Source organism: Alteromonas sp. WD8-37 (genome assembly GCF_055326825.1).
The window spans coordinates 792,879-811,000 of the sequence record NZ_JBUZOV010000001.1 but is presented as its reverse complement, the minus strand read 5'-3'; the positions used below and the strand labels follow the sequence as shown (position 1 = coordinate 811,000).

General features: G+C 50.4%; 15 protein-coding genes. 9 read left to right on the top strand and 6 right to left on the bottom strand.

Annotated elements, in window-relative coordinates; translation table 11 throughout:
- The first annotated feature begins 446 nt into the window (after positions 1-446).
- Positions 447-1,517, top strand: coding sequence for an AI-2E family transporter (locus tag ACTUJZ_RS03615; RefSeq protein ID WP_463635239.1), 1,071 nt, complete (start codon positions 447-449; stop codon positions 1,515-1,517).
- A gap of 42 nt (positions 1,518-1,559) precedes the next feature.
- Here the strand turns inward: ACTUJZ_RS03615 and bcp are convergent, their stop codons facing one another.
- Positions 1,560-2,027 (bottom strand): thioredoxin-dependent thiol peroxidase, encoded by a 468-nt coding sequence (gene bcp / locus ACTUJZ_RS03610; protein ID WP_463634889.1) that lies wholly within the window; start codon positions 2,025-2,027, stop codon positions 1,560-1,562.
- Positions 2,005-2,565, bottom strand: a complete 561-nt coding sequence (locus ACTUJZ_RS03605) for a glycine cleavage system transcriptional repressor (RefSeq protein WP_463634888.1) — start codon at positions 2,563-2,565, stop codon at positions 2,005-2,007. The genes bcp and ACTUJZ_RS03605 overlap by 23 nt, the downstream gene beginning before the upstream one ends.
- 159 nt (positions 2,566-2,724) lie before the next feature.
- Here ACTUJZ_RS03605 and dapA point away from each other — a divergent pair, with 159 nt between their 5' ends.
- From dapA to ACTUJZ_RS03585, 4 genes are all read left to right on the top strand, one after another.
- Entirely contained in the window at positions 2,725-3,609 is an 885-nt protein-coding gene (dapA, locus tag ACTUJZ_RS03600; protein ID WP_463634887.1) for a 4-hydroxy-tetrahydrodipicolinate synthase, read from the top strand.
- A gap of 12 nt (positions 3,610-3,621) precedes the next feature.
- A complete protein-coding gene (gene bamC, locus ACTUJZ_RS03595) occupies positions 3,622-4,734 on the top strand; it encodes an outer membrane protein assembly factor BamC (protein ID WP_463634886.1) in 1,113 nt (370 codons plus the stop codon).
- Between the two features lie 13 nt (positions 4,735-4,747).
- Positions 4,748-5,461, top strand: a complete 714-nt coding sequence (gene purC, locus ACTUJZ_RS03590; RefSeq protein ID WP_463634885.1) for a phosphoribosylaminoimidazolesuccinocarboxamide synthase — start codon at positions 4,748-4,750, stop codon at positions 5,459-5,461.
- Positions 5,462-6,058: 597 nt separating this feature from the next.
- A complete protein-coding gene (locus ACTUJZ_RS03585) occupies positions 6,059-6,937 on the top strand; it encodes a DMT family transporter (RefSeq protein ID WP_463635238.1) in 879 nt (292 codons plus the stop codon).
- Here ACTUJZ_RS03585 and yfaE read toward each other — a convergent pair.
- From yfaE to ubiG, 4 genes are all read right to left on the bottom strand, one after another.
- Positions 6,934-7,206 carry a class I ribonucleotide reductase maintenance protein YfaE gene (gene yfaE / locus ACTUJZ_RS03580; RefSeq protein WP_463634884.1) on the bottom strand — a complete coding sequence of 91 codons (273 nt, stop codon included), beginning with the start codon at positions 7,204-7,206 and terminating at the stop codon, positions 6,934-6,936. The two genes, ACTUJZ_RS03585 and yfaE, sit on opposite strands and share 4 nt — an antisense overlap.
- A gap of 12 nt (positions 7,207-7,218) precedes the next feature.
- Entirely contained in the window at positions 7,219-8,349 is a 1,131-nt protein-coding gene (gene nrdB / locus ACTUJZ_RS03575) for a class Ia ribonucleoside-diphosphate reductase subunit beta (RefSeq protein ID WP_463634883.1), read from the bottom strand.
- A gap of 55 nt (positions 8,350-8,404) precedes the next feature.
- The gene (gene nrdA / locus ACTUJZ_RS03570) at positions 8,405-10,720 is read right to left on the bottom strand and encodes a class 1a ribonucleoside-diphosphate reductase subunit alpha (RefSeq protein WP_463634882.1); all 2,316 of its coding nucleotides are present in this window, start codon (positions 10,718-10,720) and stop codon (positions 8,405-8,407) included.
- Positions 10,721-11,165: 445 nt separating this feature from the next.
- Positions 11,166-11,870 (bottom strand): bifunctional 2-polyprenyl-6-hydroxyphenol methylase/3-demethylubiquinol 3-O-methyltransferase UbiG, encoded by a 705-nt coding sequence (gene ubiG, locus ACTUJZ_RS03565; RefSeq protein WP_463634881.1) that lies wholly within the window; start codon positions 11,868-11,870, stop codon positions 11,166-11,168.
- Between the two features lie 282 nt (positions 11,871-12,152).
- Between ubiG and gyrA the strand changes: the two genes are divergently transcribed.
- From gyrA to cmk, 4 genes are all read left to right on the top strand, one after another.
- Positions 12,153-14,831 (top strand): DNA topoisomerase (ATP-hydrolyzing) subunit A, encoded by a 2,679-nt coding sequence (gyrA, locus tag ACTUJZ_RS03560; protein ID WP_463634880.1) that lies wholly within the window; start codon positions 12,153-12,155, stop codon positions 14,829-14,831.
- Between the two features lie 101 nt (positions 14,832-14,932).
- Entirely contained in the window at positions 14,933-16,018 is a 1,086-nt protein-coding gene (gene serC, locus ACTUJZ_RS03555) for a 3-phosphoserine/phosphohydroxythreonine transaminase (protein WP_463634879.1), read from the top strand.
- A 10-nt stretch (positions 16,019-16,028) separates the two neighbouring features.
- Positions 16,029-17,327 carry a 3-phosphoshikimate 1-carboxyvinyltransferase gene (aroA, locus tag ACTUJZ_RS03550; RefSeq protein WP_463634878.1) on the top strand — a complete coding sequence of 433 codons (1,299 nt, stop codon included), beginning with the start codon at positions 16,029-16,031 and terminating at the stop codon, positions 17,325-17,327.
- A gap of 113 nt (positions 17,328-17,440) precedes the next feature.
- Positions 17,441-18,121, top strand: coding sequence for a (d)CMP kinase (gene cmk, locus ACTUJZ_RS03545; protein WP_463634877.1), 681 nt, complete (start codon positions 17,441-17,443; stop codon positions 18,119-18,121).
- The last annotated feature ends 1 nt before the right edge of the window (position 18,122 follow it).

Genomic DNA, 18,122 nt, shown 5'->3' with positions numbered 1-18,122 from the left:
CGGTGGTAAACGGGGCTAAAGTGGTAAATTATCTGGTAGACACTTAACGTTGTATGCTGTGTGACAACCCAAGGCCGCACGATGTGTCATCGCTGGTGGATGTCCTTCATTCATACAATTTCAGTGAAAGGCCGCCGACCAGTTTTCAGCGATAACTGAATCAGGTGGGTGTCTGTCGAATGCAAACGTCTGTCGAACACAAACGAGACACAGGTGGATGTCCTTCATTCATACAATTTCAGTGCAAAGTCGCCGACCAGCTTTCAGCGGTAACCGAATCAGGTGGGTGTCTGTCGAATACAAACATCTGTCGAACACATACGAGCTACAGGTGGATGTCCACGAACTCAGGTAAATCAATGCGGGTGAAATCGCAGTTGCTCTGGCTCAGGGCATACCCTATGATGCCTGCCTTAACTGCTTAACATTGAGACCAATTAATGAGTTTGTTGAACGTCTTCGGGCGTTGGTATCGCCGTAAGTTCTCTGACCCAGATGCAGCCATGCTGCTGATCCTGATTATCATCACCACGGCATTATTGTTGCTGTGGGGAGAGCTGGTTATGCCAGTATTAGTGGCCGCGGTAATTGCCTATCTGCTGGATTGGCCAGTGACCCACCTGGTCCGTATCGGGCTAAGCCGCACCATTTCCTGTAGCCTGGTGTTATTGGGCTTCATTGCGGTCAGTATACTGCTGCTGGTGGGCCTGATGCCGGTGGTATCGCGGCAAAGTATCAATCTGATTCAAGAAACCCCTCTGATTTGGCAAAAAGCCCAGGACTGGATTCTGACCTTGCCGCAAAAATATCCGGATTATGTGCAGGTGTACCAAATTCATCAGATGATGGAGGGGCTCAATGACAAACTGGTGGAAGTAGGCGAACAGCTGATTTCTGCGTCGGTGAGCTCAATTGGTGATTTAGCAGCACTATTGGTGTACCTCATTCTGGTGCCCCTGATGGTCTTTTTCATGCTCAAAGACAAGCCATTTTTTACCCACAGTATTTCGGCTGTATTACCCCGTGAACGACGTCTTATCACGCAGGTCGGTCAGGAAATGAATATTCAGATCGCAAACTACATTCGCGGCAAAGTGATCGAAATTATCATCGTTGGTGCAGTGTCGTGCGTTACCTTTGTCTTAATGGACTTGCGCTATGCCATGCTGTTGGGCGTGTTAGTGGGGTTATCAGTTCTGATCCCGTATATCGGTGCCGCGGTGGTGACCATTCCGGTAGCGGTGGTCGCAATGTTTCAGTGGGGGATTTCGCCGGAATTTTGGTATCTGATGACCGCTTACTTTATTATTCAGGCATTAGATGGCAACTTGCTGGTACCGGTGCTGTTTTCTGAAGCAGTCAGCCTGCACCCCTTATACATTATCGTTGCGGTGTTGTTTTTTGGTGGGTTGTGGGGCTTTTGGGGTGTGTTCTTTGCCATTCCGCTGGCAACTTTGGTCAAAGCATTGATCACTGCCTGGAGCAGTAACCCGCCGGCACAACAACATCCGGCATAAATCATCAGCTGGCCACCGTGCAACGTACGGTGGCCTCGGTGATCACTGGCCGGTCAGATAGTTTAACACCACTGTATGATGTTCTTTGGTTTTGAACTTGTTAAATACATGCTCGATCTTACCGTCTTCATCGATTAAAAAGCTTAAACGGTGGATCCCATCGTATTCTTTGCCCATAAACTTTTTCGGCCCCCACACACCAAACTGGTCGGCAACCGCGTGGTCTTCATCGGACAGCAATGTAAAGTTCAGGTTTTCTTTTTCGATAAATTTTGGAAGCCGTTTGACCGGGTCCGGGCTGATACCTAACACCACCACATTGTGCGCTTCTAGTTCACTCTTGCTGTCACGCAAGCATTGCGCTTGAGTAGTACAGCCAGGCGTCATGGCCTTTGGGTAAAAATACACCAGCACTTTCTTACCGGCAAAATCCTGCAGGTTGACGGTTTCGCCATTCTGATCAGGCAACGAAAAGTGCGGGGCAGCTTCACCAGCTTGTAGTGTGTTCATAAGACTCCTTACTGTATTTATCAACGATTTTGCCACTTAATGACAATGACTCAAATAAGGCCATAACTTCAGATTGCAACTGCTGAAAGTCCACTGTGTCTGGTGCGGTGACCACAAACTTACAGCGCATGATGTCACTGCCACTGTCGCCATCAGTATCTACCCGTTGCCGAAAAGCACTGATAGACAATTGCCGCTGAGCAAAAAAACCAGTCACTGCTTTCAATTGCCCGGCAGCATCTGTACCAGAAAACTCGACATCAAACAGATGTTCAAGATTTTGTTTTTCGTGATGACTGGTGCGTTTCATCATCGACAACAGGTCGAGCCGCTGACACAAGGGTGGCAATAAGCATTCGGCTTTAGTAATGGCCGTATGGTTGCCTTCCAGAATCATCGTAAGTGAAAATTCTTTGCCGTATATGGCCTGGCGGCTATCCAGGATATTGCAGTGCGCTTCGGAGACGAGCGTTGAAATCTCGCTTAAAATACCACTGCGGTCGGTACCCAAAATGGTAACAATGAGTTGCTGCTTCATAGACAGTACAGATTAGGATTTAGCCATAAATAGTAGCACACAGGTTTTTGTGGATGCCAGTCTCAACCCATAGACAAATTGTGTAAATAAACCCGTGTGCACGCTTGTTTTTAGCAGGGTGAGTAATTAACATGTGCGCTCACTTAACGCGGAGAGACTATGTTTAAAGGCAGTTATGTTGCGCTTATCACGCCCATGCATGATAACGGCGAAATTGACTATCCGGCGCTTGAGCGGTTAATTCAGTTTCATATCGAGCACGGCACACATGGCATCGTGTCTGTGGGGACCACGGGTGAATCGCCAACGTTGCCTTTTGATGAACATGTTGAGGTTGTTAGACGCACCGTTGATATGGTGGCAGGAAAAATTCCGGTGTTAGCCGGTGCCGGTGCAAACTCTACCGCTGAAGCAATATTTTTAAGTGAACAGATGGCCAAGGTAGGCGTTGACGGCTTTTTAAGTGTGGTGCCCTACTACAACAAACCTCAGCAAGCCGGCATGATTGCGCATTTTACCGCTATCGCCGATGCCACCGATGTGCCGATTGTGTTATACAATGTGCCGGGTCGTACCGTAGCTGATATGATGCCTGAAACAGTGGCCGAACTGGCGCAGCATAAAAATATTGTCGGCATCAAAGATGCCACTGGCGATATTGAACGTCTCAAACAGATGCAGGCTCAGGTAGGTAAAGATTTCTTATACCTAAGCGGCGATGACGCCACCAGCTGCGAATTTTTATGTCAGGGTGGCCATGGCGTTATTTCAGTCACAGCGAATATTGTGCCCCAGGCTGTGGCTGATATGTGTAACGCTGCATTGGCCGACGATATGCTGCGTTGCCGCGAAATCGATAAACAAATTGAAGCACTGCATACCGGCTTATTTGTGGAGCCAAACCCGGTGCTGCCCAAATGGGCTTTGTTCAAAATGGGCTTGATCAATAGCCCGCATTTACGCCTGCCGATGGTTTTACCGGAACTTGCCAGTCAAAAACATATCGAACAACTATTAAAACAACACGCCTTGATAGCAGGTTAAGAAGGAATACAGATGAAGAAGTCCCTGGCTTTGGTAAGCAGCCTGGTGGTTGTGGCCGTTACCGGATGTGCAAGCCAACTGGAAAAAGATACTGCGTCCGGCAGTTATAAATATTTAAAGGCCGAACAAAATGCGCCGGTCAAAGTGCCTGAATCTCTGGACCAGCCAAAATTTTCCAGTGAATATGCATTGCCTGAATTAGGCGATGGGGCAGACCAGGAATTGGTTGGCCGGCAATTACGGGTGGTATCACCGGCTTTGGTTCATCCGCTAGTAAGTGGTTCGCATATTCAGGAAGGCACAGAGGGCGCGGTTGTGACCTTTGACCAGGTTGATGACCGACAGCCGCTGAAAAAAGCGGTATGGGATGCTGTGCTTAGCTTTTTAGACAAACAAAATGTGGGCGTGCGAGAGTTTGATCAGCAAAATAATACCCTGATCACCGATTGGTTTGTGCTTACCGAGGAAGTTGAAGACGAAGACAGCCCCTGGTACGCATGGTCGTCAGATATTGATGCGCAGAAAAAGCGACGCTTTAAATTTGATATGGCGGTGAAGCCACATGGCCGTACTGTGTCGTTACGCACAGAGCTGGTTGAGTTTGAAGCTGTGGCTGGTAACGACAAAGTTACGCAGCTTAATGAGTTTGCGGCGCAACGCGAAGAAGTGGCGATTTTGAATCGGGTAATCGGCCACTATGAATATCAAATTCAGCTAGATAACAGCCGCCGGATTGCCGAAATCCGTCAGGGTCTGAACACTGAAATGGGCGTTAACCGTAAGGATGAGCCAGCCATTGTGGTAAATGGCAAGTACGACGTGGTATGGCCGCGTATGTTGTTGGTGCTGCGCAAACTGGGCTTTGACGTGAAGGACCTGGATAAATCCACTGGATTATTATTTGTGACCTATAACGGCAGTGATAGCGGCTGGTGGAGCAACCTGTTCTCCGGTGATGACGAGTTATTGAAAAAAGGTGACTACCGCTTGCGCATCGAGCCGCTCGAGCAAAGCACCACCGTGACCTTTATGAACGACCAAAGCGAGCCATTCGAAGCCGGACAGGTGACTGAATTGTACGAACCTTTTGCTGAGGTTATGAACCAAGACAATCTGGATATTTAAGACTGAGATTAAGATGCAAAAACGCGAAGAACTTTATCGTGGTAAGGCTAAAACGGTTTATTTAACCGATGACGAGAGCAAGCTGGTATTGCATTTTCGCAATGACACGTCTGCTTTTGACGGTCAGAAGATTGAGCAGCTGGAACGTAAAGGTGAGGTGAATAACAAATTTAATCATTTCATTATGACCAAGCTGGAAGAAGCCGGCGTAGCCACGCAGGTAGAAAGTCTGCTTTCTGATACTGAATCTGTGGTCAAAAAACTGGACATGATCCCGGTCGAATGTGTGGTTCGCAATGTAGCTGCTGGTTCATTAGTAAAAAGACTGGGCGTTGAAGAAGGGCAACTGCTGGATCCGCCGGTATTTGAGTTTTTTCTCAAAAACGATGCACTGCACGATCCTATGGTTAATGATTACCACATCATTTCATTTGGTTGGGCAACCGAGTCTCAAATCGATCAAATGAAAAAGCTGACCTTCAAGGTCAACACGGTGTTAAAAGCCCTGTTTGACCAGGCGGGTATGCTGCTGGTGGATTACAAATTGGAGTTTGGCGTCGATAGTCAGGGCAATATTGTTCTAGGCGATGAATTCACGCCGGATGGTTGCCGCCTGTGGGACAAAGAAACTCGTAAAAAGATGGATAAAGACCGTTTCCGTCAGGGCCTGGGCTCGGTGGTGGAAACCTATATCGAAGTGGCTAACCGATTAGGCTTAGCACTGTAATCTTCTAAGATTTTAAAATGGGGCCTCTAAGGGCCCCATTTTTGTTTCTACCCACACCTACCTCATCGATAAACGGTCAATAGCAGACTCGCGCTTTGGTATTCCCGGTCAGCCAGTCTGTATGTTCTCTCAACATGGACACCCACCTGTTGAGCTTCAGCAAATGACACTGCGGCTTAAATAAAAACGTGTTACCAGACATCCACCGATGGGCGAGCATTGAGCGTGACTCGGTGAACTTAATGGGTTTATTGTTTGAATTTGCCTGCATCAGCTCTGGCATTGTCTTCAGGTGGATGTCAATAGAACGATGAGCGGGTGGATGTCCCACGTGCGACTGCCGGTTGGGCGTGAAAGATGTGGGTGTCTTGTTTAAGCCTATTCTGATTGTGGTGACGCCGAGTATGGGATCATCGTGGGGTGGGTGTCTTATTTGAAACCGGTACCAGGTGGATGTCCTTGTAAATATGAGTGGATGTCCAGCGAGAAATGAAAGTAACTTGCCGGTAGGGTTGATAAGTTTTTCGTGAGCCATACTCTGTGGGCTGGGTTGATGAGGGTTAAAAACATAGGCCGGTGATGAATGATGTAGTGAAAATGCCTGGAGAGCGTATGCGGGTGGTTGGCTTAACGTGCCTGGCCATGCTGGCCTTTGCAGCCAACTCTCTGCTGTGTCGAATGGCGCTGGTGAATACAGATACAGCCCCTGCCAGTTTTACGCTGCTGCGAGTGGCCAGTGGCGCGGTAATGCTGGTGATTTTACTGTGGATGTCCAACCGTTCGGGCAATAGCTCGCCAAAGCAGGCATCTGGCCACGCGCAAGGCTGGGAAGGTGCGGGCAGTTGGCTTGGTGCATTAGCATTGTTTATCTACGCGGCGGGCTTTTCGTTTGCCTATGTAGGCATGAATACCGGCACCGGGGCATTGTTGTTATTCGGGGCAGTACAACTCACTATGTTAAGTGTGGGCTGGTATCGAGGCGATCGTTTCAATCGCTGGCAGGTGTTGGGTTTCAGCACTGCGGTGGCCGGGCTGGTCTGGTTGTTGAGCCCCGGTCAGTCCGTACCTGGTCTCGGCGCCGCCATGTTAATGCTCATCGCCGGCGTGGCCTGGGGCGTGTATTCCCTACTGGGCAAGCGTGCCACCCAGCCGTTAGCCATGACCACCGGGAATTTTGTCCGGGCCTTGCCCATCGGCATCATTTTACTGCCGTGGTTGCCAACAGACTGGCCGCCGCTGGCGGGTGTCGGTTACGCAATCGCTTCGGGAGCGCTGGCCTCCGGTGCCGGTTATGCTATCTGGTATGCCGTGATGCCTTACTTGTCGGCCACCGTGGCGGCATCTATTCAGCTTAGTGTGCCGGTGATTGCCATGCTGCTTGGCTGGATATTTTTGGCCGAAGTTATCTCTGTGCAAATGGCCGGAGCGGCATTGTTGACGTTGGGCGGGATTGGGCTGGTGATTCGTTATCGCTAGCGCGGAACGTCTATTTTCAACGCTGATTGTGCCACACAGCAGCATGGCAAAATTTCATCATCATCGATGTAGGCGAGGGGATCGGTGGTATAGCTGACCTTTCCATCCAGCAGCTTGGTTCGGCAGGCCCCGCAAAAACCTTCACGACAATGATAGTGTACTTCTATACGATGTGATTCTAATGCTTCGAGCAGAGTTTGGTCGGGGCGGGCCGACACTGCGCCCACATCGACCACGTCGATGTGAAACGCAGGATCAGATTTCGACATACAACAGCCAGCTTACAGTTCAAAATCGGCAAAGTCGTCTTCGCTGACACTTGAATCAATCTGGCCTACCAGGTAGGAGCTGATTTCGGCTTCCTGCGGGGCGACCTGAACATTGTCGGAGTTCAGGTAGTTGTTCATCCAGGGCAGGGGATTACTCTTGACCTTGAACGGGGTATCCAGGCCAATGGCGCTCATGCGCTGATTAGCAATGTATTCCACGTATTCACACAGAATCTGCTTGTTCAGGCCAATCATCGAACCATCTTTAAACAGATAATCCGCCCATTCTTTTTCCTGCTCCACCGCGCTCATAAAGATCTCGCGCGCTTCTTCCTTGCACTCTTCGGCAATCTCGGCCATTTCCGGATCATCTTTGCCCTTGGCCCAGATATTCAGAATATGCTGCGTCGAGGTCAGATGCAGGTTTTCATCGCGGGCAATCAGGCGAATGATCTTAGAATTGCCTTCCATCAGCTTACGCTCGGCAAAGGCAAAGGTGCAGGCGAACGACACATAAAAGCGGATAGCTTCCAGCGCATTCACAGAGTTCATGCACAGATACAGTTTTTTCTTCAGCTCACGCGGATTAATGACGTGGTGGACGCCATTCACAGTATGGGTTCCTTCGCCCTGGGTTTGCCACAGTTGTGTAGCAAAAATCAGATCATCATAATACCGTGAGATGTCCGAAGCGCGCTGTTTAATCTCTTCATTTTCAACAATATCATCAAAGATATCACTGGGATCTGAGAACAGATTACGCAAAATGTGCGTGTACGAGCGCGAATGGATGGTCTCGAAAAATGACCATGTCTCAACCCAGGTTTCCAGCTCTGGCAGCGAGATAATCGGCAAAAATGCGATATTGGGGCTGCGGCCCTGTACTGAGTCCAACAAGGTCTGGTATTTCAGATTGGAAATAAAAATATGTTTTTCCGGCTCAGTCAGCTTTTGAAAATCAACCCGATCACGGCTGACATCCACTTCTTCCGGGCGCCAGAAAAAGCTGATTTGCTTTTCAATCAGCTTTTCGAAAATCGAGTGCTTTTGCTGATCATAACGAGCCACGTTGACGGGATTACCAAAAAACATTGGCTCCATCAGCGGATTCACACTTTTTTGATTAAAGGTGGTGTATTTCATATATCCCAAAAAACCGAATCTGATTGGTTATAAAAAGGATGACATGGGGCGCGTGTTAAATCTTACACGCACCGCCAGCACAATCGTCATCTTCTTCAACTATTGCTGTCTGCGCCTGAGGTTGCTGCGTTTTTGCTTCAACCGAGCTGGCATCAGACGCACCGTCGCGGGTGTTGTGATAGTACAATGTTTTCACACCCAGTTTGTACGCGCTCAGCAAATCTTTTAACAACAGTTTCATCGGTACTTTGCCGCTGTCGTATTTGCCTGGATCATAATTAGTATTGGCTGAAATTGTCTGGTCGATAAATTTCTGCATGATACCCACCAGTTGCAGGTAGCCATCATTCGATGGAATATCCCACAGTAATTCATATTTATCTTTCAGCGTTTCGTATTCTGGTACTACCTGCTTGAGGATACCATCTTTGCTCGACTTGATGCTAATGTGACCGCGTGGCGGTTCAATACCATTGGTGGCATTAGAGATCTGCGACGAGGTTTCAGATGGCATCAGTGCCGACAGGGTAGAGTTACGCAATCCGTGGGTTTTGATGTCCTCGCGTAGCGAGTCCCAATCCATCTGCAGCGGCTCGTTACATACCTTATCCAGATCCTTTTTATACGAATCAATCGGTAAGATACCCTGTGCATAGGTGGTCTCGTTGAACTTCGGACACGCACCTTTTTCTTTGGCCAGGTTATTAGATGCTTTGAGCAAGTGATACTGCATGGCTTCAAAGGTGCGATGCACCAGGCCATTGGCGCTGCCGTCTGAATACTTCACGCCATTTTTAGCCAGGAAGTAGGCAAAGTTAATTACGCCCACACCTAATGTCCGACGGTTCATGGTGGCATTATACGCTGCCGGAACCGGGTAATCCTGATAATCCAGCAGGCTGTCTAATGCGCGCACCGCCAGGTCGGACAATTCAGCAAACTCATCGACCGAGTTAATCGCACCCAGGTTAAAGGCCGACAGCGTACATAGCGCAATTTCGCCTTCTTCATCATTCACATGCTGCAGTGGCTTAGTGGGCAGCGCAATTTCCAGGCACAGGTTGCTCTGGCGAACCGGTGCCACTTTCGGGTCAAACGGGCTGTGGGTATTGCAGTGATCCACATTTTGCAGATAGATACGGCCAGTAGACGCGCGCTCTTGCATAAACAAGCTAAACAGTTCCATCGCCTTGATGCGTTTTTTCTGAATGCTGTCGTCGTTTTCGTACTGTACATACAGCTTTTCAAATTCAGGCTGGTCAGCAAAAAATGCATCATACAACCCAGGCACATCCGAGGGGCTGAACAGGGTGATGTAATCGTCTTTCATCATGCGCTGATACATCAGCTTGTTGAACTGCACGCCGTAATCCAAATGCCGCACCCGGTTTTCTTCCACACCACGGTTATTTTTCAATACCAGCAGGGATTCAACTTCACGGTGCCATAATGGATAGAACAAGGTTGCCGCACCACCGCGCACGCCGCCTTGCGAGCAGCTTTTTACCGCAGTCTGGAAATACTTGTAAAATGGAATACAACCGGTGTGGAATGCTTCGCCGCCACGAATGGGGCTGCCTAACGCGCGGATACGTCCGGCGTTTACGCCGATCCCGGCTCGTTGCGACACATATTTTACGATGGCAGACGCCGTGGCATTGATAGAATCCAGGCTGTCACCGGTTTCAATCAAAACACACGAGCTGAACTGGCGGGTCGGGGTACGCACGCCTGACATGATGGGCGTGGGCAGCGACAATTTAAAAGTAGACACCGCATCATAAAAACGACGGATATAGTCTAACCGGGTTGCCTGTGGGTAATTGGCAAACAAACACGCGGCCACCAGGATATACAAAAACTGCGCGCTTTCATAAATATCGCCGGTCACCCGGTTTTGCACCAAATACTTACCTTCCAGCTGCTTAACCGCGGCATAGCTGAAATTCATATCGCGCCAGTGGTCCATAAACTCGTCCATCTGGGCAAATTCTTCGGCGCTGTAGTCGTTTAACAGGTGCGGATCGTATTTACCTGCCTCAACCAGCTTCACCACATGATCGTATAAAGCCGGCGGCTCAAACTGGCCATAGGCTTTTTTACGCAAATGGAAGATCGCCAAACGGGCTGCCAGATACTGATAATCCGGTGCTTCTGTAGAAATCAGGTCAGCGGCAGATTTAATCAGTGTTTCATGGATTTCGCTGGTTTTGATGCCATCGTAAAACTGGATCTGAGCTTTGATCTCAACCTGAGACACAGACACATTTTCAAGTCCTTCTGCAGCCCAGGTAATCACTTTGTGGATTTTATCAAGTTCAATGGGCTCTTGTTCGCCATTGCGTTTGGTGACGAGGAGGTCGTTATTCATTATTACTGGCCGTTTTGTCTGTTAGCGCGTGAAGCGTGGGCGGTGCCCAAATTATCATTGTATTGGTGTTTGCTCGCAATACCTGTGAGCGACAGGCGTTCACAGCATAGGCGATAGATATTGCCAGGATGACGCAACAGCCATAGCCTGACGGCCTTAAAGTTGGGCGATCAGGGCGTTAGCGGCATCTGAGAATAAGCACAAGATAGTGAGGTTTGCGTTCTAATGCAACCCAATATCTGGTGCTAAAACCAGCAGTTAGACGCCTGCAAAATCAATGTTAGTAATGACTAACCTAAAACGATTTTACAAGCGTTATTTATCCAGAATGCAAGCATTTTTGATCAAAAGATCCGTGAAGCATTTTTATTATTCTTATTTACTTCTGAGCTATAATTGCTCGATATATAGTGTTAACGATTAACCAGTAACACTATATGTTGTGTTACTCCGGGCGAGTAACATGCAACATGTAATTCACATCGATGTTTCGATCCGAGGTAAAAAAGGTTTTAGTTAGCGGGTTCATGTGCAAGCCGGTGGCATGACGGGTGAGCAGTCCTGCCGCGTCAGTCATCTGCATCAATTCGGAGGGCTTGATAAACCGCTCATACTGGTGGGTGCCCTTAGGCACCAGATTAAGCACATACTCGGCCCCGACAATCCCCATCAAGTAGGCTTTGATGTTTCGGTTTAAGGTCGAAAAGTACACCTGGCCGCCGGGTTTCACCAACCGGGCACAGGCTTGTACGATGGATGCCGGCTCAGGCACATGTTCCAGCATTTCCATACAGGTCACCACATCAAATTCACCGGCATGCTGCTCGCTAAACGCCTCGGCAGTGATTTGCTGATAGTCCACCGAAACACCGGACTCCAACCCATGCAGCCGGGCTACTTCCAGTGAGGCTTCTGCCATATCAATGCCAGTGACCTGCGCGCCCATGCGCGCCATCGCCTCGGCCAGAATGCCGCCGCCACAGCCGATATCCAGTACCTGTTTATCAAACAAACCATCAGCATGCTGGGCAATAAAATCTAACCGCAAAGGGTTGATGGCGTGCAGAGGTTTAAATTCCCCTTCGGTATCCCACCAGCGTGAGGCCAGTTCGCCAAATTTGGCAATTTCCTGTTCATCCACATTTGACATGGTTGCTTCCTGTCACAAAAAAGGCCTATAACATAGCGTAAATTGCGCTGAAATGGCACAGTTTGACACCGCCAAATCGCTACCTGCGTGAAAATTCGCCGCTTAAGCCATCACCGCGGATTTGCGAAGATTAAGCGCTACATTATTTGCCCCGGCAGTGGTACACTCACAGATTGTTTTGCCGCCTCACATAATAAGAATGTGCGCGCCCTGCTGTATCGCCGGGTCTGAGGCCTGATTGCGCAGCGCACACTAAACCTAAGTTAAGGGATAAAGCAGTTTATGACTGATAACGCTAAAGAAATTCTCCCCGTCAATATAGAGGAGGAACTTAAAAACTCCTATCTAGACTATGCGATGAGCGTTATTGTTGGCCGCGCACTACCTGACGTACGCGATGGCCTGAAGCCTGTTCACCGGCGCGTGTTGTTCGCCATGAACGAGCTGAAAAACGATTTCAATAAGCCGTATAAAAAATCTGCCCGTGTGGTCGGGGATGTAATTGGTAAATACCATCCTCACGGCGACTCTGCGGTATACGATACGATCGTGCGCATGGCCCAGTCTTTCTCATTGCGCTATATGCTGGTCGACGGGCAGGGCAACTTTGGTTCAGTAGACGGTGATTCGGCGGCTGCCATGCGTTATACCGAAATACGCATGGCCAAGATTGCCCACGAATTGCTGGCTGATCTGGACAAAGAAACCGTGGATTTTGTGGCCAACTATGATGGCACTGAGCAAATCCCCGAAGTACTGCCCACCAAAGTGCCTAACCTATTGGTTAATGGTTCGTCGGGCATCGCTGTGGGCATGGCCACCAACATTCCGCCACACAACCTGACTGAAGTGATCAATGGCTGTCTGGCGTTGATTGAAGATCCGGACATCAGCATTGATGGTCTGATGGAACATATCCCGGGCCCGGATTTTCCCACCGCTGCACTAATCAGCGGTCGCAAAGGCATTGAAGATGCGTATCGCACCGGCCGCGGCAAAATCTATCTGCGTGCCAAAGCGGAGATCGAAACCGAAGACAATGGTAAAGAAACCATCATCGTCAACGAGATCCCGTACCAGGTTAACAAAGCTCGCCTGATTGAAAAAATCGCTGAGCTGGTTAAAGAAAAACGCATCGAAGGCGTTTCTGCCCTGCGCGATGAGTCGGACAAAGACGGCATGCGCATCGTGGTGGAAGTGAAGCGCAACGAATCGGCCGAAGTGCTGCTTAACCACCTGTATGCCAATACCCAACTGCAAACCGTGTTTGGTATCAACATGGTGGCGTTGGATAACAACCAGCCCAAGGTGTTCAACCTTAAAGAAGTGCTGGAAAGCTTTATTCTGCACCGTCGTGAAGTGGTTACCCGCCGCACAGTGTATGAATTACGCAAAGCGCGCGACCGTGCCCATATCTTAGAAGGTCTGGCCATTGCGCTGGCCAACATCGATCCGGTAATTGATCTGATCAAAGCTTCGCCCAGCCCGGCGGAAGCCAAGCAACAGTTGGTGGCTCAGGGTTGGAACTTAGGTGATGTTTCGCAAATGCTGGAGCGTGCCGGTGACGATGCCGCCCGCCCGGAATGGCTGGCTCCTGAGTTTGGCATTCGCGATGGGCAGTATTATCTAACCGAGCAACAAGCCCAGGCCATCTTGGACCTGCGTCTGCACAAACTGACTGGCCTGGAACACGACAAGATCCTGGCAGAATACAAAGAACTGTTAGAGCAAATCGCAGAATTACTGTATATCCTGCGCTCGCCAGAGCGCCTGATGGAAGTGATCCGCGAAGAGCTGGAAAAAGTGCGCGAAGAGTTTGGTGATGTACGTCGTACCGAAATCACCGCTGCCAGCCATGATATCGATATCGAAGATCTGATTGAGCAGGAAGATGTGGTAGTGACCTTGTCCCGCGAGGGCTATGTGAAATACCAGAAACTGTCTGACTACGAAGCTCAGCGTCGGGGCGGTAAAGGTAAGTCTGCTACCAAAATGAAAGATGAAGATTTCATCGAGCGCTTGTTGGTAGCCAACACCCATGATCATATTTTGTGCTTCTCCACCCGCGGCCGCCTATACTGGCTGAAGGTTTACCAGCTGCCGTTTGCCAGTCGCAATGCCCGTGGCCGGCCGATTGTGAATATTCTGCCACTGGAAGCCGATGAGCGTATTACCGCCATCCTGCCAATCAAAGAATTTGTCGAAGGCAAGTTTGTACTGATGGCTACCGCCAACGGGGTAGTGAAAAAGACCGACCTGAGCCTGTACTCACGGCCACGCTCCAGCGGCATCATCGCGGTAAATCTGAATGAAGGCGATGAACTGATTGGTGTGGCAATCACCGAAGGTGACGATGACATCATGCTGTTCAGCGATGCCGGTAAAGTGGTGCGCTTTAATGAAAAACTGCGTGATGCAGAAACCGGCGCTGTGAAACGCGATGCTGAAACCGGTGAAGAGCTGCTGGCACTGCGCCCCATGGGCCGGACAGCCACTGGTGTTCGCGGTATTAAGCTGCAGGACGGCCAGAAAGTGGTGTCGTTGATTGTGCCACGTGGTGACGGTGCAGTGCTGACCGCTACCGAAAATGGCTTTGGCAAGCGCACGCCACTGGATGATTATCCGGCTAAGAGCCGTGCGACTCAGGGTGTGGTCTCAATCAAAGTCTCTGAACGTAACGGTAAGGTAGTAGGCGCGGTCCAGGTGGATGACACCGATGAGATCATGCTTATCAGTAATCAGGGTACCCTGGTTCGAACCCGCGTGTCAGAGGTCTCTGTGGTAGGGCGTAACACTCAGGGTGTAAGGCTTATCCGCACTGCCGAAGACGAGTTTGTGGTGGGTCTGCAACGCATCGAAGAAGTTGAAGATGAAATCGTGCTGGACGAAAACGGCGAGCCTGTGGTGACCACAGATGCTATCGGCAGCGACGAAGAGCAGCCTCCGACACCTGAAGAGTAGCCTGATAAGGGCCTGCTTCGGCAGGCCTGGCGACCCTGACTGATTTGGTGCAAGCGGCTTGATAAGGCCGCTTGCTTTGTTTTGAAGGTATGGAAAATCACATGAATCCGGTATTTAACTTTAGTGCGGGCCCGGCCATGCTGCCGCCTGCGGTGATGCAACGCGCCCAGCAGGAATTTATCAACTGGCAAAACGGCGGCACCTCGGTGATGGAAATCAGTCATCGCGGCAAAGATTTTGTGGCTATGGCAGAAAAATCCGAGCGCGACTTACGTGACCTTTTGCAGATCCCTGATAATTACAAAGTGCTGTTTTTACAGGGCGGTGGTCGCGGTCAGTTTGCGGCGGTCCCGTTGAATATCTCAGCGGCTGGCGATACATCACTGCATCTGGTATCCGGTTCCTGGTCCAAGGGGGCGGTAGGCGAAGCAGCCAAATACAATACCGCGCAAGTCATTGGTGAAACCGAACAACGCGATGGCCTGGATTTTATCGCGCCGCCATCACCGGATAGCATTGACCAGGACGCGGCTTATCTGCATTTTTGCCCCAATGAAACAGTGGATGGCATCGCCTACGACTGGTTGCCCGACGCCGGCAAGGTACCGCTTGTGGCAGACTTGTCGTCGACCATTTTGTCACAGCCATTGGATATCGCTAAATACGGCATCTTGTATGCCGGGGCCCAAAAAAATATCGGCCCGTCGGGTCTGGCAGTGACCATAGTTCGCGAGGATCTATTAGGCCGCGCGCAAACGGCCACACCCTCAATTTTTGATTACACCAAAGCTGCCCAGGACAACTCGATGTACAACACTCCGCCGACCTTTGCCTGGTATCTGGCCGGGTTGGTGTTTGAGTGGCTTAAAGAGGAAGGCGGGGTAGAGGTAATGGCACAGCGCAATACGGCTAAAGCCGAATTGTTGTATGGCGCCATCGATGGCTCTGCTTTTTATCGCTCCCGGGTTCATCCAGCTTGCCGCTCAAAAATGAATGTGCCTTTTCAACTGGCCGATCCCAGCCTGGACGAGCGCTTTTTAAGCGAAGCTGAGCAGCAGGGCTTGCTGGCGTTAAAAGGGCACCGCTTTGTGGGCGGCATGCGCGCCAGTATCTACAACGCCATGCCTATTGAAGGCGTGCAGGCGCTGGTCGACTTTATGGCTGAATTTGAACGAACTCACGGATAATTATCGCTTTATGCAACAACTCACACTCGATCCCATCGCCGGTGTCAGCGGCCAGGTCAATGTTCCCGGCTCCAAAAGCCTGTCCAACCGGGCATTGTTATTAGCCGCGCTGGCAAAAGGTACCACCACCTTAACCAACCTGCTGGACAGTGACGATATCCGGCACATGCTCAATGCCCTGACCGAACTGGGTGTTCATTATCATCTAAGCGACGACAACAGCCGTTGCGAAGTACACGGATTGGGCGGTGGTTTTACCGCTACAGGTCATCATAGCTTGTTTTTAGGCAATGCCGGTACCGCGATGCGGCCTTTGTGCGCTGCACTCGCGGCCAGCGATGTCCAGGTAGAGCTGACCGGCGAACCGCGTATGGAAGAGCGCCCTATTGGCGATCTGGTGACCAGCCTGCGCCAGGCCGGTGCCACCATCAGCTATCTTAAAAATGAAGGCTATCCGCCGCTGGCGATTACCGGTAAGGCATTGCGCGGCGGTGATATTGAAGTAGACGGTAGTGTGTCCAGCCAGTTTTTAACAGCGTTATTGATGGCTGCGCCATTGTTTAATGAAGCCACCCGTATTCGCATCATCGGCGACCTGGTGTCCAAGCCCTATATTGATATCACCCTGGATACCATGGCCAAATTTGGGGTGGTGGTGGAAAACCATGATTACGCCGAATTTGTGATCAGTGCCGGTCAGCAGTACCGCTCACCGGGAAGCTTTATGGTGGAAGGCGATGCGTCGTCGGCATCCTATTTTTTAGCAGCTGGCGCCATTAAAGGCGGCACCGTTCGGGTAACCGGTATTGGCCAGCACAGTGTGCAAGGCGATATCCGCTTTGCCGAAGTGCTGGAGGCCATGGGCGCGCAGGTTACTTATGCCGATGAGTATATCGAAGTGACCGGCCAGCCACTTAGCGGCGTAGATATGGACATGAATCATATCCCGGATGCGGCCATGACTATTGCCACCACCGCTTTGTTTGCCCGCGGCCCAACCACCATCCGCAATATTTATAACTGGCGGGTCAAAGAAACCGACCGCTTACAGGCGATGGCCACAGAATTACAAAAAGTGGGCGCCACGGTGGAAGAGGGCGAAGATTATATTCGCATTGAGCCGCCGGCCAGCCTGCAACATGCAGCCATCGACACCTATAATGATCATCGGATAGCCATGTGTTTTTCTCTGGTGGCGCTAAGTGATACGCCGGTGACCATCAATGATCCGGGTTGTACCGCCAAAACGTTCCCGGATTACTTCAGCCGCTTTGCCAGTATCTGTAAGCCGACAGATACGCGTTCATAACACAGCATGAATCAATACGTTGGCGGCATTTTGGTACGAACATTGCGAAACCTGGCTGAGCGCGTATAATTGCCGCCGATTTTTAACCTTTCATTAATATAACTGGAGCAGGTATGCATCCGATTCCCGTAGTCACGGTTGACGGCCCAGGTGGGGCAGGTAAGGGGACGCTAAGCAGTTTACTTGCAGAAAAATTGGGCTGGCATTTTCTCGACAGCGGCGCGATTTATCGCGTTTTGGCTGTGGCCACCCTGCATCATGATTTGCCGATTGATGATGAAGCGTCTATTGTTCCTTTGGCAACCGGGCTGGATGTCAGTTTTGAAACCGACGGTGAGACCACCCGAATTATTTTAGAAGGTGAGGATGTCACCGATGATATCCGCACTGAGCAAATTGGCTCAGTGGCTTCAAAAGTGGCCGCTTTGCCCCGCGTCCGTGAAGCCTTATTGCGGCGCCAGCGTGCTTTTCAGGATGCCCCTGGCCTTGTAGCCGATGGCCGCGATATGGGTACAGTGGTGTTTCCTGACGCGCCGGTGAAGATTTTTCTTACCGCAAGCGCCGAGGCCCGCGCCGAGCGCCGTTATGCCCAGTTGAAAGAAAAAGGGGCAGATGTTAACATTGCGCGCCTTTTGAGCGATATTCAAGCCAGAGACGAGCGTGATACCAACCGGTCAGTCGCGCCACTGGTGCCGGCTCAGGATGCGGTAGTAATAGATTCAACAGACCTGGACATTGACCAGGTATTTGAAAAAGCGATGGACGTTATCTCCTCTCGCCTCAAAAATGTGTGAG

Excerpts from the sequence above, each read along its gene's own strand:
- bcp (WP_463634889.1), bottom strand. The coding sequence starts at position 2,027 with ATGAACACACTACAAGCTGGTGAAGCTGCCCCGCACTTTTCGTTGCCT.
- ACTUJZ_RS03605 (WP_463634888.1), bottom strand. The coding sequence starts at position 2,565 with ATGAAGCAGCAACTCATTGTTACCATTTTGGGTACCGACCGCAGTGGT.
- dapA (WP_463634887.1), top strand. The coding sequence starts at position 2,725 with ATGTTTAAAGGCAGTTATGTTGCGCTTATCACGCCCATGCATGATAAC.
- bamC (WP_463634886.1), top strand. The coding sequence starts at position 3,622 with ATGAAGAAGTCCCTGGCTTTGGTAAGCAGCCTGGTGGTTGTGGCCGTT.
- purC (WP_463634885.1), top strand. The coding sequence starts at position 4,748 with ATGCAAAAACGCGAAGAACTTTATCGTGGTAAGGCTAAAACGGTTTAT.
- ACTUJZ_RS03585 (WP_463635238.1), top strand. The coding sequence starts at position 6,059 with ATGCCTGGAGAGCGTATGCGGGTGGTTGGCTTAACGTGCCTGGCCATG.
- yfaE (WP_463634884.1), bottom strand. The coding sequence starts at position 7,206 with ATGTCGAAATCTGATCCTGCGTTTCACATCGACGTGGTCGATGTGGGC.
- nrdB (WP_463634883.1), bottom strand. The coding sequence starts at position 8,349 with ATGAAATACACCACCTTTAATCAAAAAAGTGTGAATCCGCTGATGGAG.
- nrdA (WP_463634882.1), bottom strand. The coding sequence starts at position 10,720 with ATGAATAACGACCTCCTCGTCACCAAACGCAATGGCGAACAAGAGCCC.
- ubiG (WP_463634881.1), bottom strand. The coding sequence starts at position 11,870 with ATGTCAAATGTGGATGAACAGGAAATTGCCAAATTTGGCGAACTGGCC.
- gyrA (WP_463634880.1), top strand. The coding sequence starts at position 12,153 with ATGACTGATAACGCTAAAGAAATTCTCCCCGTCAATATAGAGGAGGAA.
- serC (WP_463634879.1), top strand. The coding sequence starts at position 14,933 with ATGAATCCGGTATTTAACTTTAGTGCGGGCCCGGCCATGCTGCCGCCT.
- aroA (WP_463634878.1), top strand. The coding sequence starts at position 16,029 with ATGCAACAACTCACACTCGATCCCATCGCCGGTGTCAGCGGCCAGGTC.
- cmk (WP_463634877.1), top strand. The coding sequence starts at position 17,441 with ATGCATCCGATTCCCGTAGTCACGGTTGACGGCCCAGGTGGGGCAGGT.